Genomic DNA, 13,789 nt, shown 5'->3' with positions numbered 1-13,789 from the left:
GTTTATTCCTTTCATATTTGTTGTAGGTAACAAATATTATATCAAAAGAAGGAATAAGTCGCCAATTTTTTATCTAATTTTTTTGTAAAGTGGTGAAAAATAATTCAACTGAAGAAAAATACCCACGTCGGGCTGGAATTCCAAAAAAAAGACCCCTTTAAAGTGAAATAATAATATTTAAATGAATAATTTAGATTGATAGTTTATTGAATAATTATAAAGGATATTCAGCTATTTCAGAGAAATATATTGCTAAGTGGGGGGTAATTTTTAATGAAAATTCCTTTTTTAAATCATAATAGTGATAAAAATAAAGAACAAATTACAGAAATAAAAATTGACAAAATAAAAACAAATCCATTTCAGCCCCGTCAGGAATTCAAACAGCATGAAATTGAAGAACTAGCCCATTCAATTGATAATTTTGGTTTAATTCAGGCAATTACTGTTAGAAAAAAAGAGACTGGATATGAATTAATTGCCGGTGAAAGAAGGCTTCGAGCTGCTAAATTTTTGGGTAGGGAGCTCATTCCAGCAGTAATTAGAAATTTAAATGATCAGGAAATGGCTGAAATAGCTTTAATTGAAAATTTACAGCGTAAGGATTTAAATTTTTTAGAAGAAGCCCAGGCCTATCAGCAGCTCATAAATAAATTTAATTTAACCCAATCAGAATTAGCAAATCGGGTTTCTAAGAGTCAGTCTACTATTGCAAATAAGTTGCGCTTATTAAAGCTTTCTGCTGGTGTTAGAAACGAACTGATAGCTGCTAATTTAAGTGAAAGGCATGGAAGAGCTTTATTAAAACTTGATTCAGCTGAAGAACAGCTAAAAATAATTAAGGAAATCAAGAAAAAAGGGCTAAATGTCCGTGAAAGTGAAAATTTAATAAAAAAGGAACCAGTAAAAAAGAAGAAAAAAATTAAGCATATATCAGATGATTTAAGGCTTTTTGCTAATTCTCTGGAAAAGAGAATTACAGAAATAAAAGATTCTGGTATTAATGTTGAATATGATCGAAACGATCATCAAAACAGCATAGAGTATTATATAAAACTTTCAAAAGAGAGTTAAAGAGGTGAAATAATGGCAAAAAAAATAGCGATTGTCAACCAGAAGGGTGGAGTTGGCAAAAGTACTACGGCTGTTAACTTAAGTGCGGGCCTGGCAGAAAAAAACAATAAAGTTTTGCTAATAGATATTGATCCGCAAGGAAATGCCAGCAGTGGATTGGGGATTGAAAAAGCAGAAGTAGAATATACAATTTATGATTTATTAATCGAGTTAGACTCCCCTGAAAAAGCAATTCTGAATAGTTATAGTGATAATTTAGATATTATTCCAGCTAATATCGAATTGGCAGGGGCTGAAATCGAATTAGTTTCTATAATATCACGGGAAAGCAGACTAAAAAAATCCTTAAAAACAGTTGACGATAAATATGATTATATAATAATTGATTGTCCTCCTTCACTTGGTTTATTAACTTTAAATGCTTTAACTGCTGCTAATAGTGTAATGGTTCCAATTCAGTGTGAATATTATGCTTTAGAGGGTTTGGGTCAACTGATGAATACAATAGAATTAGTCAGAAAAAACTTAAATTCTGATTTAAGGATTGAGGGAGTTTTAATGACAATGTATGATGCGAGGACTAATTTATCAGAACAGGTGATAGATGAAGTTAAAGATTACTTTTCAGAACTGGTTTTTGAAACAATTATTCCTCGTAATGTTAGGCTAAGTGAAGCACCAAGTTTTGGTAAAGCAATAATTGACTACAGTTCCAGTTCTAAAGGTGCAGAAGCATACAGAAAATTAGCAGAGGAAGTGATCTCTCTTGAGCAAGAAAAGACTTGGTAAGGGTTTGAGTGCGCTTATTAATAGTGATGATAATATTGATCAAAGTAGGATTGATGAAATTTTTATAGATCAGATAGAAGCTAATCCTTATCAACCTCGAAGTGATTTTGATGAAGATTCTTTAAAAGAACTTGCAAAGTCTATTGAGGAAAAAGGGGTAATTCAGCCAATTACTGTTCGCAAAATAAAAGCAGAAAAATATCAGATTGTGGCAGGTGAAAGGCGATGGCGGGCTTCTAGGCTAGTTGGGCTTAAAAAAATGCCAGCTGTAATTAGAGATTTTGATGATCAAGAAATGTTGGAAATAGCCTTAATTGAAAATATACAGCGTGAAGATTTAAATCCAATAGAAGAAGCTGCTGCCTACAAGGAAATGCTTGAAAATTTTGAAATAACTCAAGCAGAGTTAGCAAAACAAGTTGGTAAAAGCCGCTCTAATGTTTCAAACATGATTAGACTATTAAAACTTGATGATAAAGTAAAAAATTATCTGCAGCAGGAAGCAATAACAATTGGCCATGCTAGGGCTCTTTTAGCTTTAGAAAATAATAAAACCCAAATTGCCGCCTGTGAAAATATCATTATTCAAGATTTAACTGTTAGAGAAACCGAAAAATATATTGATAAATTAAAAAATCCTTTTAAAAACCAAAAAAATAAACAAAAAAAAGAAGAACTAGAACCTATTTGGCAGGAAGCAGCTGCTGAATTGGAAAAGAAATTAAAAACAAAAGTTAAAATTAAAAAAAGAAAAAAAAATAATTTAATACAAATAGAAATTGAAAGTATAGAAAAATTAAATGATTTATTAGAAAAACTTTAGCAGTGTTTCACATGAAACAAATATATAGAAGAGAGTAGATAGGTGATTATATAATGATAGGAACCATTGTTAATGTGGCATCTGTCTTAGGTGGGAGTACAGTGGGCGTACTGTTTAAAGGTAAATTTCCTGAAAAAGTGCAGAATACAGTGATTCACGGAATAAGTTTGGCGGTAATTTTAATCGGAATGCAGATGGCTTTTAGTATTGAAAAAGACCCGGATATTTTATTAGTTATTTTCAGTTTGGTAATTGGAGCAGTTGTTGGTGAATTGATGCAGCTTGAAAAAAGGTTAAATGACTTTGGGGAAAGTTTAAAAGATAAATTTGGCGGAGAAGATGACCTGTTTGTGCAGGGTTTTGTTCAGGCCAGTTTGATTTATTGCGTAGGAGCTATGGCTATTATGGGTTCAATTCAGGATGGATTAAATAATGATCCTAGTATTTTATTTACTAAATCACTATTAGATGGCATAACTTCTATTGCTTTTGCAGCCAGCACTGGTATTGGAGTTGCTTTTTCTGTAATTCCTATCCTTATTTATCAGGGAAGTATAACCCTAGCAGCAAACTGGGCAGCTGTCTATTTAACCGAAGATATGATTAGAATAATGACTGCTAGCGGGGGCCTTTTAATCACAGCAATTGGTTTAAATATGTTGGGAGTAAGTAAAATAAAAACCGGTAATTTACTACCCGCTTTACTGGTAGCTGTTGTTTTATCTGCTTTTGTATTTTAATTTTGCAATAATTAAAAGAATAATATATAATTAAAGTAGAAAGTTAAACTAAAGCGGTAGAAGGCTGAGTGAGAGACCTTTATTGGCGCCGAAGGAGCAAGGGAAAACCGAAACTCTCAGGCAAAAAGAATTTAGCTGGACGCAGCTCTGAACATAATTTTGTTATTTGTGAACAGGGAGTCGGATTTTTTCCGGCTTCCTGTTTTTCAATTTATTTTAAAAAAACTATTAGATTTGACGTAACGTATCAGCAAGGAGGAGGGGCATTATGAAAAAAACACCACTTAATCAGCTGCATAAAGATTTAGGAGCTAAGATGACAAATTTTGGTGGCTGGGAAATGCCGGTGGAATATAATGGCATAATTGAAGAACACAAGGCAGTAAGAAATCAATGTGGTTTATTTGATATTTCTCATATGGGGGAAATATTAGTTAGTGGGGAAAAAGCTTTTGAATCTCTTCAGAGAATAATTACAAATGATATGGAAAAATTAGAAGAGAGTAAAATTATCTATACCCCAATTTGTAATAAAAATGGAGGAATAATCGATGATCTGCTGGTTTATTGTTTAAAAGATGATGAATTTTTATTAGTTGTAAATGCTTCAAATATAAAAAAAGATTTTGATTGGGTAAAAGAAAACATTTTAGATAACACTACTGTTGAAAATCTTTCAGATAATTATGCTATGCTTGCTTTACAGGGCCCGGAATCTAAAAAGGTACTAACCCAGTTAACGGATATAGATCTAAATTTATTAGAATATTATAGATTTAGAAAGGCTAAAGCAGCTGGAATAGAAATGATAATATCACGTACGGGTTATACTGGTGAATTAGGGTATGAACTTTATTTTGAACCGGAAGAGGCGGAAAATGTATGGAAGCAGCTCATGGAAGCTGGCTTTGATTTTGGAATTAAAGCCTGTGGTTTAGGGGCTAGAGACACTTTAAGACTAGAAAAAATGCTTGCACTTTATGGTAATGATATTGGTGAAGAAACAAACCCCTATGAGGCAAATATGGGATGGACTGTTGTTCTAAATAAAGGATATTTTATTGGAAGAGAGAAACTTATTAATATAAAGGCTAACTGCTGTTCTAAAAAACTAACTCCTCTAAAAATTACAGGTCGCGGAGTAGCTCGTCACGGACATCAAGTTTATGCTGCAGATAAAAAGATCGGAGAAATTACAAGTGGCAGTTATTCTCCAAGTTTAAAACAGGGAATAGCTCTGGCCTATTTAAAATCTGAATATACAGATCCTGGAACCAAAATTGAGATTGAAGTTCGTAAAAGGAGAGTTGCAGCAGAGGTTATTGCAGGTCCTTTTGTTTAAGGCCTAAAACATAAACACTATATTAAATACCATCAAAAAATTTAAGGAGGCAAAAAATGAGTGTAAAAGATGATTTATATTATTCTGAAGATCATGAATGGATTAGGGAAGAAGAGGAATATTTGTTAATTGGGATTACTGATTTTGCCCAAGAAGAATTAGGGGATATTGTTTTTGTAGAACTACCAGAGGTAGATGAGGAGTTTGATAAAGATGATAGCTTTGGAGTCTTAGAATCTGTTAAAGCTGTTTCAGATACTTTTATTCCAATAAGTGGTAGAGTTATAGAAGTTAATGAAGATTTAATTGACAATCCAGAGCTAATAAATGATGATCCTTATGGCGATGGATGGTTAATAAAAGTTGATCCTGCTGATGATTCTGAACTAGATGAACTCTTATCTGCAGAGGAGTATGCTGAATTTATAGAGGAGGAGTAATAATGGATTATATTTCCAATACGCCAGCAGAAAGAAATAAAATGCTGAAAGAGATCGGATTAGAGGCAGTTGAAGACCTTTTTAAAATGATTCCAAAAGAAGTTAAAGCTGATGAGCAGTTAAATATTGAATCAGGTATTTCCGAACTGGAATTAATGAGAAAAGCCCAGCTAACTGCAAAAAAAAATAAAAGTATTGATCAACAAATTTCTTTTTTAGGGGCTGGAGCTTATGACCATTATGTTCCTGGCATTATTGATGCTTTGATTTCTCGTTCAGAATTTTATACTGCTTATACTCCCTATCAAGCTGAGTTAAGTCAAGGAACATTAGAAGCAATATATGAATATCAGAGTATGATTTGTGATTTAACAGGGATGGGGATTACTAATGCTTCTATGCTTGACGGTGCTTCAGCAGCCGCCGAGGCTGTTGCGATGGGTGCTAGAATATCTAGGAGATCTAAAGTGCTGCTGCCGGATACTATTAATCCAGCTTACCGCGAAGTTATAAAAACATATGGAGCTGGAGCAGAATTAGAATTCATTAATTTAAATAGTGAACAGGAAATTATTGATCCTTCTTTAATAGAAAAAGAAATTGATGCCAGCACAGGAGTAGTAGTTCTCCAATATCCAAATTTTTATGGTTCAATAGAGAAAATGGAAGAAATTTCAAAAATAATAAACGAAGATAAAAAAGTTGTCTTTGTTATAATTGCTAACCCAATCTTACTAGGACTTTTAAAACCACCAGCTGAATTTGGAGCCGATATAGTTGTTGGTGAGGCTCAGAGTTTAGGAAATGGCCTTAATTATGGCGGTCCAAATCTTGGTTTTATGGCTTGTAAGGATGATCGCAAAATGCTGCGGCAGTTACCTGGTAGGATAGTAGGTAAGACTAAAGATGTGGAAGGAAAAGAAGGTTTTGTTTTAACTCTTCAAACACGAGAACAGCATATTCGTCGGGAAAAAGCAACTTCTAATATTTGTACAAATGAAGCACTTAATGCTTTAATGGCCACTATTTATTTATCAACCATGGGTAAAACTGGTCTTCGTGAAGTAGGAGAACAGTGTTATCATAAATCTCATTATCTGGCAAAAAAAATTGATCAACTCCCAGGTTATGAAGTAGCAAATAAGGATAACTTTATTCATGAATTTATTCTTAAAGTTAAAAATAAAAAAAGTAATGAAGTTCTTAAAAAATTAATTCAGCAGGATATACTGCTGGGATTTGATTTAAAAAGAATTGGCCAAGAAGGAATCTTAGTTTGTGTAACAGAAAAAAGAACAAAGGCTGAGCTTGATAAATTAATTGAAAAATTGGAGGTGCTTTAAGTGGAGGAAAAACTAATTAAAGATTACAGCAGCCCTGGTCGTAAAGGATATTCTCTGCCTCCACTTGAGGTAGAAGAAAGTGAATTCAACAGTGAACTGAGTGACTATTTACGAGAAGATGTTCAGCTGCCTGAAGTCAGTGAAGTTGATGTAATTAGACATTATACAGCCTTAAGTGAAATGAATTATGGGGTAGACTCTGGAATTTACCCTTTAGGATCCTGTACTATGAAATATAATCCTAAAAGAAATGAAAGAGTTGCTAGAATAGCTGCTTTAAGTAATTTGCATCCTTATCAACCAGAAGCACAGCTGCAGGGGTCTTTAGAAATATTATATCAACTTAAATTAGATCTGGCAGAAATTAGTGCTATGGATGAAATAACACTACAGCCTGCATCTGGTGCTCATGGAGAATTTACCTCATTGATGATTGTGAAAAAATATTTTGAAGATAAAGAAGAAAAAAGAACTAAAGTTATTGTACCTGATTCAGCTCATGGAACTAATCCTGCTAGTGCAACTATGGCTGGTTTTGAAGTTGTGGAAATAGCATCTAATGAAAGAGGAATGGTTGATTTAGAGGCGTTAGCAGAAGCATTGGATCAAGACACTGCAGCTTTAATGCTTACTAATCCAAATACACTTGGTATTTTTGAAGAAGACATTTTAAAGATTACCGAAATGGTACATGAGGTCGGAGCTTTAGTTTATTATGATGGAGCTAATATGAATGCAATTATGGGTTATGCTAAACCAGGATTAATGAATTTTGATTTGATGCATTTTAATCTGCATAAAACATTTTCTACTCCTCATGGAGGTGGAGGACCTGGGTCTGGCCCAGTTGGAGTGAAAGACTTTTTAGCTCCTTATTTACCAAAACCAGTATTAAAAAAAGATGAAAAAAAATATTATTGGGATCAAAAGCGCCCTAAATCAATTGGGAAGGTTCATAGTTTTTATGGAAATTATGGTATAATGCTCAGAGCCTGGGCTTATATTAAAACTGTCGGAGGTGCTGGTCTTAAAAAGACAACAGAAAATGCAGTTTTAAATGCTAATTATTTAAAATCCAGGTTAAAAGATGATTTTGAACTACCTTATGCTGAAGATAGCTTACATGAATTTGTATTATCAGGCAGCCGGCAGAAAGCTGAAGGAGCTTCAACTCTGCATATTGCTAAGAGACTTTTAGATTATGATCAGTATGCTCCAACTATTTATTTTCCATTAGTAGTTAAAGAGGCAATGATGATTGAACCTACAGAAACAGAGAACATTGAGACTTTAGATCATTTTGTAGAAACATTATTGACTATTTCCCGGGAAATAAAAGAGGATCCAGAATTGGTTAAAAATGCTCCTCATTCAACCACAGTGAGAAAATTGGATGAAACAGAAGCAGCTAGAAATCCTAATCTACACTGGTAAGATTTAAAACCCAGAGGGTTTTGATAAATTACAAAAGACCCTCTTTGTTAATTTATGGTAAAATACTGTAAATGGCCCTATTAGGGCCATTTTTGCAGTATTAGGTTCTTTTGTGATATAATATAAAATTGAAGTTAACAAAAAGTAGGTGAAAATATGGAAGAATCTTATTATAAGAAGCAGCTGACTGAAGAAAATGCAGAAGAATATAAAAAATGTGTTGATTTATTAGAACGTGGGGAGATAAAAAAGGCGTCAAAAAGACTAAAAAAATTTTTGCAGAAAAAATCTAATTTTTTTCCTGCTTTAAATAAAATGGCAGTAATTCATATTTATCAAAAGGATTTTAATCAGGCAGAGAAATTACTGAATAAAATATTAAATCAGGATCCTGATTACGCTCCAGCAATAACTAATTTAGGAAGTATTGCTAGAGAAAAGGGAGATTTAGAAAAAGCAAAAAAATTATATAAAAAAGCAATAAAGGTCAATGAAGATTATGGCCCGGCTTATAATAATCTTGGTGTTATTTATCGAGAAGAAGGAAATTATTCTGAATCTGTAAAATACCTAAAAAAAGCCAGAAAAAAAGGCAGCTTTAGTTATAAGCTAAGTGAAGACAAGCCATTTTATAAAAACCGAGGTTGTTTATTTGTTGTTTTTTTAGCAGTAGTTTTAATTACAGTTCTTTATTTTATTTTAACATAAATTTAGCATTTTAAAATTGATTTTAATTAATAAAAAGGAGGTCTTAAAGTGCCGGGAGATTATTCAGTAGGAGATAGAGTGGAATTCAAAAAGACTCACCCTTGTGGGGGTAAAACTTGGGAAATTTTAAGAGTAGGCATGGATTTTAAAGCAAAATGTGAGACCTGTGAAAGAATAATAATGCTGCCAAGAAATAAATTTGAAAAAAGTGTTAAGAAAAAACTTTAATTTTTTAGGAAGGAAGATTCTTTAATGAAAATTGGAATTGTCGGATTACCAAATGTAGGAAAATCAACTCTTTTTAATGCATTAACAGAAGCTGGAGCTGATGCAGCAAACTATCCATTTTGTACTATTGATCCTAATATCGGGGTTGTACCAGTCCCTGATGAAAGGTTAGATTGGTTAGCTGAAAAATATCAACCAGAGAAAAAAACGCCTACAGTTATCGAATTTGTAGATATTGCTGGTTTAGTTGAAGGTGCAAGCCGTGGAGAAGGACTTGGAAATAAATTTTTAGCACATATTAGGGAAGTAGATGCAATTGCTCAGGTTGTAAGATGCTTTGATGATGAAAATATAACTCATGTTGACGGAAAAATATCTCCGGATCGTGATATTGATATTATTAATACAGAATTAATGATGTCTGATCTGGCTCAGGTTGAAAAAAGATTAGAAAAAGCAAAAAAACAGGCTAAAAGTGGTGATAAAGTTTATTTAAAAGAAGTTGCTGCATTAGAAAAAATTGCAAATGCTTTAGAGGAAGGCAAAAATATTCGCCAATTAGATCTTGATGAGACTGGTAACCGTCTAGTTAAAGAACTGCAGCTTTTAAGTGCTAAACCTATAATTTATTTAGCCAATGTAAATGAAGATGATATTAATACAAATCAGAATAAATTAGTAAAAGATGTGAAAATCCATGCCGAAAAAGATGGAGCAAAAGTTGTAGAAATAAGTGCTAAAATTGAAGCTGATATAGCTGAATTAGATGAAGAAGAAAAAGAAATGTTTTTGGAAGAGTTAGGGCTTAATGATTCCGGTTTAGATCGTGTAATTAAAGCTGGTTATGAGCTATTAAATTTACTTACTTTTTTAACAGCTGGTGAAAAAGAATGTAGAGCCTGGACTGTTGAAAGCGGATCAACCGCTCCTCAGGCAGCAGGCAGAATCCACAGTGATATGGAAAAAGGATTTATCAGAGCAGAAATTGTTAGTTTTGAGGATTTAAAACGAGTAGGTTCGATGGCTCAGGCCAGAGAAGAAGGATTATTAAGGCTTGAAGGTAAAGATTATATAATGCAGGATGGAGATGTCTGTCATTTCAGATTTAATGTCTGATCTTATCAATAGTATAATTTGTTACAATCTCCGTTGACACTTTTTTGATAAATTAAATGCTGATTTTTCTAATGTGTCAGTGGAGTTTGGTTGTATTTTGAAAAATCTTTACGCATTTAATTTCCAAAAAAGTTACTCCGATTGAATTCACAAATTATACTATTGATAATCTATCTTATATAAAGCTTCAAAAGCTAAATTTTCTAATGCATCAGTGTAGTATGGTTGTATGAAGAAAATTTTTAACGCTTTTTCATTCCTAAAAATCTACTTCGATTGAATTCATAAAATAAAGTGCGGATAATCTCTTTGTATATATTTCAGCCTATTTTGATTGGAGTGCAAATTAGAACTCAAATAATCTAGTTGATATAAGGATTTAGATATTAATTTTTCTAAAGGCGTGGGGAAGTTAAGAGGCAATTGTTATGATAAAAAACATTGATAAAAAAATATATTTTGCACTGTATAATTTTACTGTCAGCCATGGTCTGATTTCAAAGCAGGTAGTTTTTATTACAAAATTTTCTTCTAAGGTTTTTTCATTTATTTATTTTACAGTTGGTGCTTGGCTTATTTATAAAAACGATCCCAGACTTAAAAATTTTATTTTAATTCCGGCAGCGGTTTATCTAATAGTCAAAATAATTCCTTTGATATATAATCGAAGTCGTCCTTTTGCTGAGTATAAACTAAAGAGTTTAGTTAAACAGCGGGAAGACCAATCTTTTCCCAGCACCCATTCCGGAAGTTCAATGATCATTGCTCTGACTGTCTTAAATATTAATTTAAAACTAGGAGTTTTTATGATTTTTTTATCAGTTTTAACCTCTATTTCAAGAATAATGGTTGGAGTCCATTATCCTTCTGATATTTTAGCTGCCTGGATAATTGCTATAACTTTAAATTTTGTTGGAGTAAAATTTTAATAGGATATCTAAAAATATGGGGGAGCTGCTTCTTTTAAGAGGAAACTGTAAACATAGTGTAAAATAAAACTTGAAATTTAACTGAATAGCTGTTATAATTTAGATTGATTAAAAATCCATGCTCTGCTAGCAGCAGGGCCATTAGTCCGTGTGGAGGAGGTGAATGTAAATGGAAATTAGAAAAAGAGATTATGAAACAACTTTTGTACTTAAACCTGATCTTGAAGATGAAGAAAAGCAGACTATTCTTCAGCGTGTTAAAGATGCTATCTCTGAACATGAAGGAGAAGTAACTGAGGTTGATGCTTGGGGTAAGAAGCAGTTAGCTTATGAAATTAAAGATTATCGTTCAGGTGATTATACAATCTTAGAATTTAATGCTAAGACTACAGTAGTTAATGAATTGGAAAGAATCTTTAAGATTATGGATGGTGTAATTCGTTATTTAGTAGTTAGAAATGATGCATAATATAAATTTAGGTGGTGAATGCTCTTGTTAAACAGAATTGTTTTAATCGGCCGCCTGACACGAGATCCTGAACTTCGCTATACCAGTAATGGAACTCCAGTTTGTAATTTTACACTGGCGGTAGAAAGAAACTATACTAACCGTAATGGTGATAGAGATGTTGATTTCATCAATATCGTAACCTGGCGGGGTCTGGCGGAAAATTGTGCCCGTCATCTCGGGAAGGGTAGACTGGTTGGAGTCGATGGATCACTGCAGATTAGAAAAAGTGAAAATAACAATAGAACTTATATAAATCCTGAAGTTAACGCTGATAATGTTCGTTTTTTGGATTTCGGCAATAACAGCAGCCGTAGTAATAATCAGGACCAAAATAAAAATGATAATCAGCAGAAAAATAATAAATCTGCTCAGCAGAACAAGAAGCAGGAGCAGGATGATTTTGATGCGCAATTTGATGATAATTTTGATGCTGATGATTTTGATGTACCATTTTAAAAAGGAGGTAAATTTTAATGCCTAGAGGTAGAAATAAGTCATGCCATTTTTGTGCAAACGAAGATAAAAAAATTGATTATAAAGACTTAAGAACTTTAAATAGATATTTAACAGATCGTGGTAAAATTATGCCGCGTCGTGTAACAGGTAACTGTTCCAAACATCAAAAATTAATTACACAAGCAGTAAAAAGAGCTAGATCAGTTGCTCTACTGCCATATGTAAAAGAATAAGTATTAATTAAGGAGGCAAAATCTATGATGGCGCCTCCTTTCTTTCATAATACTGTTAATTTTGCCGGCAGATGAGGTGGTAAATTAGATGGATATTAGAAGATATAAAGATAGTATTAGAACTCTGGCTTATATAATTTTGTTAACTGCAGTTAATTACTTTATTCCATTTTTATCAATGGCAGTTATGATACTCTGGCCGGTGCCAATAGTATATCTTGTTCAAAAAAAGAAGAGCAGTGGCGTAATTGAGGTAATTATAATAGCTGCTTTAATAAATGGATTATTATTTGGAACTGTAATGGGGTTAATGACCATAATTGGTTTCGGACTAGTAGGTTTTGTTATTGGTAATGTAATTAAAGAAGGTTTATCTCCATTCAAAACATTAATTATTTCTGTAATAGCCGTAGCAATTTCACAACTTTTAATTTTTTATGTCGCCTCTGGAATGTTGAATCTTAATTATCAAACATTGCTGCAGCAGGCACTTCAAAATTTGAGTGGAGAATTAGATCAGCAGTCTGTAGAGCAGATAATATCTACTCAATTTAATTTAATTAGGATGATTTTCCCTTCTTTATTAGTTATTTCAGCAACTATAACCGGTATTTTAAATTATTATGTCTCTGCCTGGTATTTAAGGAGAAGGGGTTTAAATATTGAATTATATAAACCTGTAAGTCGCTGGTATTTACCGCGCTGGGTTGTATCTATTTTAATTGTTGTTTCTCTTTTGTTAACTTCAAATCCAGTTTTTATTAACATAAATATTTTTATGTTTTTCCTGGCGTTTTTGCAGGGCTTTGCAGTATTAATGTATTTTTTATCAAAGAAAAATAGTTCAATTTTAATAAAGTCTTTTCTGATATTTTTAATTTTTGTTTTCCCACCAATTCCAATAATCTTAATTTTATTAGGGCTATTAGATATGTGGTTTAATTTTAGAAAACAGAGTAATCAACCTGGTTAAAAATAAGGAGGAAGTTATTATGAAGGTAGTATTAACAGAAGATGTTAAAAAGTTAGGTTCTAAAGGTGATGTTGTTGATGCAGCTGATGGTTATGCACGCAATTATTTAATGCCGCGTGGTTTAGCAGTTGAAGCTACTCAACAAAAGATTAAAGAATTAAAAGAAAAAGAAGCCAAGAAAAACCGTTTAGAATCAGAAAAAAGAGAAGATGCGAACCAGCTTAAGTCTAAATTAGAGTCTGAAAAGTTTGTAGTGAAGGTTAAAGCTGGAGATAACGGTAGACTATTTGGTTCAGTGAATACAAAAGATATTGCTGAGGCGGCTTCTAAAAAAGGTTATGATATAGATAAAAGAAAAATAGACCTTGATGATTCAATAAAGTCTTTGGGAATGCATACTGTAGAAGTTAAAATCTATGATGATATAACAGCATCATTAAAAATTAATGTGAAAGAAAAGTAAATTAAGAGCCTCAGTTGGATTTATCTAACTGAGGCTTAATAATAGTTGTAGAGATAGATTTTAAAGCGGCTAGTTATGTACTTTTTTGTTGAATCTACAATTTTTTGTTTTCTTTTAGAAAAAAGAAGGAATTTTTCTTTACATCACGAAAAAAATACAATAAGATGAGATTAACAAATAATTTTTA

17 protein-coding genes and 1 riboswitch are annotated in these 13,789 nt (G+C 32.5%); all 17 genes read left to right on the top strand.

Translation table 11 applies throughout. The annotated features are described in order from the left end of the window. The first annotated feature begins 273 nt into the window (after positions 1–273). The 17 genes from noc (at position 274) to rplI (ending at position 13,602) form a co-directional block, all read left to right on the top strand. Complete coding sequence (gene noc, locus C7954_RS05890) at positions 274–1,074, top strand: nucleoid occlusion protein (protein ID WP_073157961.1); 801 nt, start codon at positions 274–276, stop codon at positions 1,072–1,074. Positions 1,075–1,086: 12 nt separating this feature from the next. Next, entirely contained in the window at positions 1,087–1,863 is a 777-nt protein-coding gene (locus tag C7954_RS05885) for a ParA family protein (RefSeq protein WP_134059090.1), read from the top strand. Continuing rightward, positions 1,841–2,686, top strand: a complete 846-nt coding sequence (locus C7954_RS05880) for a ParB/RepB/Spo0J family partition protein (RefSeq protein WP_134059087.1) — start codon at positions 1,841–1,843, stop codon at positions 2,684–2,686. The genes C7954_RS05885 and C7954_RS05880 overlap by 23 nt, the downstream gene beginning before the upstream one ends. 53 nt (positions 2,687–2,739) lie before the next feature. After that, positions 2,740–3,426 carry a DUF554 domain-containing protein gene (locus tag C7954_RS05875; RefSeq protein WP_134059084.1) on the top strand — a complete coding sequence of 229 codons (687 nt, stop codon included), beginning with the start codon at positions 2,740–2,742 and terminating at the stop codon, positions 3,424–3,426. A gap of 57 nt (positions 3,427–3,483) precedes the next feature. Next, a riboswitch (glycine riboswitch) is annotated at positions 3,484–3,568 on the top strand. A gap of 126 nt (positions 3,569–3,694) precedes the next feature. Beyond that, a complete protein-coding gene (gene gcvT / locus C7954_RS05870) occupies positions 3,695–4,768 on the top strand; it encodes a glycine cleavage system aminomethyltransferase GcvT (RefSeq protein ID WP_134059081.1) in 1,074 nt (357 codons plus the stop codon). A gap of 56 nt (positions 4,769–4,824) precedes the next feature. Then, on the top strand, positions 4,825–5,208 hold the full coding sequence (gene gcvH, locus C7954_RS05865) for a glycine cleavage system protein GcvH (protein WP_134059078.1): 384 nt from the start codon (positions 4,825–4,827) through the stop codon (positions 5,206–5,208). A gap of 2 nt (positions 5,209–5,210) precedes the next feature. Beyond that, a complete protein-coding gene (gene gcvPA / locus C7954_RS05860; RefSeq protein ID WP_134059075.1) occupies positions 5,211–6,551 on the top strand; it encodes an aminomethyl-transferring glycine dehydrogenase subunit GcvPA in 1,341 nt (446 codons plus the stop codon). Beyond that, positions 6,552–7,985 carry an aminomethyl-transferring glycine dehydrogenase subunit GcvPB gene (gcvPB, locus tag C7954_RS05855; protein ID WP_134059072.1) on the top strand — a complete coding sequence of 478 codons (1,434 nt, stop codon included), beginning with the start codon at positions 6,552–6,554 and terminating at the stop codon, positions 7,983–7,985. Between the two features lie 156 nt (positions 7,986–8,141). Continuing rightward, positions 8,142–8,693, top strand: a complete 552-nt coding sequence (locus C7954_RS05850) for a tetratricopeptide repeat protein (RefSeq protein WP_073157983.1) — start codon at positions 8,142–8,144, stop codon at positions 8,691–8,693. A gap of 48 nt (positions 8,694–8,741) precedes the next feature. Continuing rightward, positions 8,742–8,921, top strand: a complete 180-nt coding sequence (locus C7954_RS05845; RefSeq protein ID WP_073157986.1) for a DUF951 domain-containing protein — start codon at positions 8,742–8,744, stop codon at positions 8,919–8,921. A 24-nt stretch (positions 8,922–8,945) separates the two neighbouring features. Then, positions 8,946–10,037, top strand: coding sequence for a redox-regulated ATPase YchF (gene ychF, locus C7954_RS05840; protein WP_073157989.1), 1,092 nt, complete (start codon positions 8,946–8,948; stop codon positions 10,035–10,037). 428 nt (positions 10,038–10,465) lie between these two features. Continuing rightward, positions 10,466–10,966 (top strand): phosphatase PAP2 family protein, encoded by a 501-nt coding sequence (locus tag C7954_RS05835; RefSeq protein ID WP_073157991.1) that lies wholly within the window; start codon positions 10,466–10,468, stop codon positions 10,964–10,966. 169 nt (positions 10,967–11,135) lie between these two features. Continuing rightward, on the top strand, positions 11,136–11,435 hold the full coding sequence (rpsF, locus tag C7954_RS05830; RefSeq protein ID WP_073157994.1) for a 30S ribosomal protein S6: 300 nt from the start codon (positions 11,136–11,138) through the stop codon (positions 11,433–11,435). Between the two features lie 24 nt (positions 11,436–11,459). Then, positions 11,460–11,933 carry a single-stranded DNA-binding protein gene (locus tag C7954_RS05825; RefSeq protein ID WP_073157996.1) on the top strand — a complete coding sequence of 158 codons (474 nt, stop codon included), beginning with the start codon at positions 11,460–11,462 and terminating at the stop codon, positions 11,931–11,933. 17 nt (positions 11,934–11,950) lie between these two features. Then, positions 11,951–12,166, top strand: a complete 216-nt coding sequence (rpsR, locus tag C7954_RS05820) for a 30S ribosomal protein S18 (protein ID WP_073157999.1) — start codon at positions 11,951–11,953, stop codon at positions 12,164–12,166. Between the two features lie 88 nt (positions 12,167–12,254). Beyond that, entirely contained in the window at positions 12,255–13,139 is an 885-nt protein-coding gene (locus C7954_RS05815) for a DUF2232 domain-containing protein (RefSeq protein ID WP_073158001.1), read from the top strand. Positions 13,140–13,158: 19 nt separating this feature from the next. Further along, a complete protein-coding gene (gene rplI, locus C7954_RS05810) occupies positions 13,159–13,602 on the top strand; it encodes a 50S ribosomal protein L9 (protein WP_073158004.1) in 444 nt (147 codons plus the stop codon). Positions 13,603–13,789 lie beyond the last annotated feature (187 nt).

Origin of the sequence: Halanaerobium congolense (genome assembly GCF_004366375.1) — a bacterium.
Classification (GTDB): Bacteria; Bacillota; Halanaerobiia; order Halanaerobiales; family Halanaerobiaceae; genus Halanaerobium; species Halanaerobium congolense.
This window is presented reverse-complemented; position numbering and strand designations above follow the sequence as displayed.

Bases quoted from the DNA above. Each gene is read 5' to 3' on its own strand.
- noc (WP_073157961.1), top strand. From the start codon at position 274: ATGAAAATTCCTTTTTTAAATCATAATAGTGATAAAAATAAAGAACAA.
- C7954_RS05885 (WP_134059090.1), top strand. From the start codon at position 1,087: ATGGCAAAAAAAATAGCGATTGTCAACCAGAAGGGTGGAGTTGGCAAA.
- C7954_RS05875 (WP_134059084.1), top strand. From the start codon at position 2,740: ATGATAGGAACCATTGTTAATGTGGCATCTGTCTTAGGTGGGAGTACA.
- gcvT (WP_134059081.1), top strand. From the start codon at position 3,695: ATGAAAAAAACACCACTTAATCAGCTGCATAAAGATTTAGGAGCTAAG.
- gcvH (WP_134059078.1), top strand. From the start codon at position 4,825: ATGAGTGTAAAAGATGATTTATATTATTCTGAAGATCATGAATGGATT.
- gcvPA (WP_134059075.1), top strand. From the start codon at position 5,211: ATGGATTATATTTCCAATACGCCAGCAGAAAGAAATAAAATGCTGAAA.
- C7954_RS05850 (WP_073157983.1), top strand. From the start codon at position 8,142: ATGGAAGAATCTTATTATAAGAAGCAGCTGACTGAAGAAAATGCAGAA.
- ychF (WP_073157989.1), top strand. From the start codon at position 8,946: ATGAAAATTGGAATTGTCGGATTACCAAATGTAGGAAAATCAACTCTT.
- C7954_RS05835 (WP_073157991.1), top strand. From the start codon at position 10,466: ATGATAAAAAACATTGATAAAAAAATATATTTTGCACTGTATAATTTT.
- rpsF (WP_073157994.1), top strand. From the start codon at position 11,136: ATGGAAATTAGAAAAAGAGATTATGAAACAACTTTTGTACTTAAACCT.
- rpsR (WP_073157999.1), top strand. From the start codon at position 11,951: ATGCCTAGAGGTAGAAATAAGTCATGCCATTTTTGTGCAAACGAAGAT.
- C7954_RS05815 (WP_073158001.1), top strand. From the start codon at position 12,255: ATGGATATTAGAAGATATAAAGATAGTATTAGAACTCTGGCTTATATA.
- rplI (WP_073158004.1), top strand. From the start codon at position 13,159: ATGAAGGTAGTATTAACAGAAGATGTTAAAAAGTTAGGTTCTAAAGGT.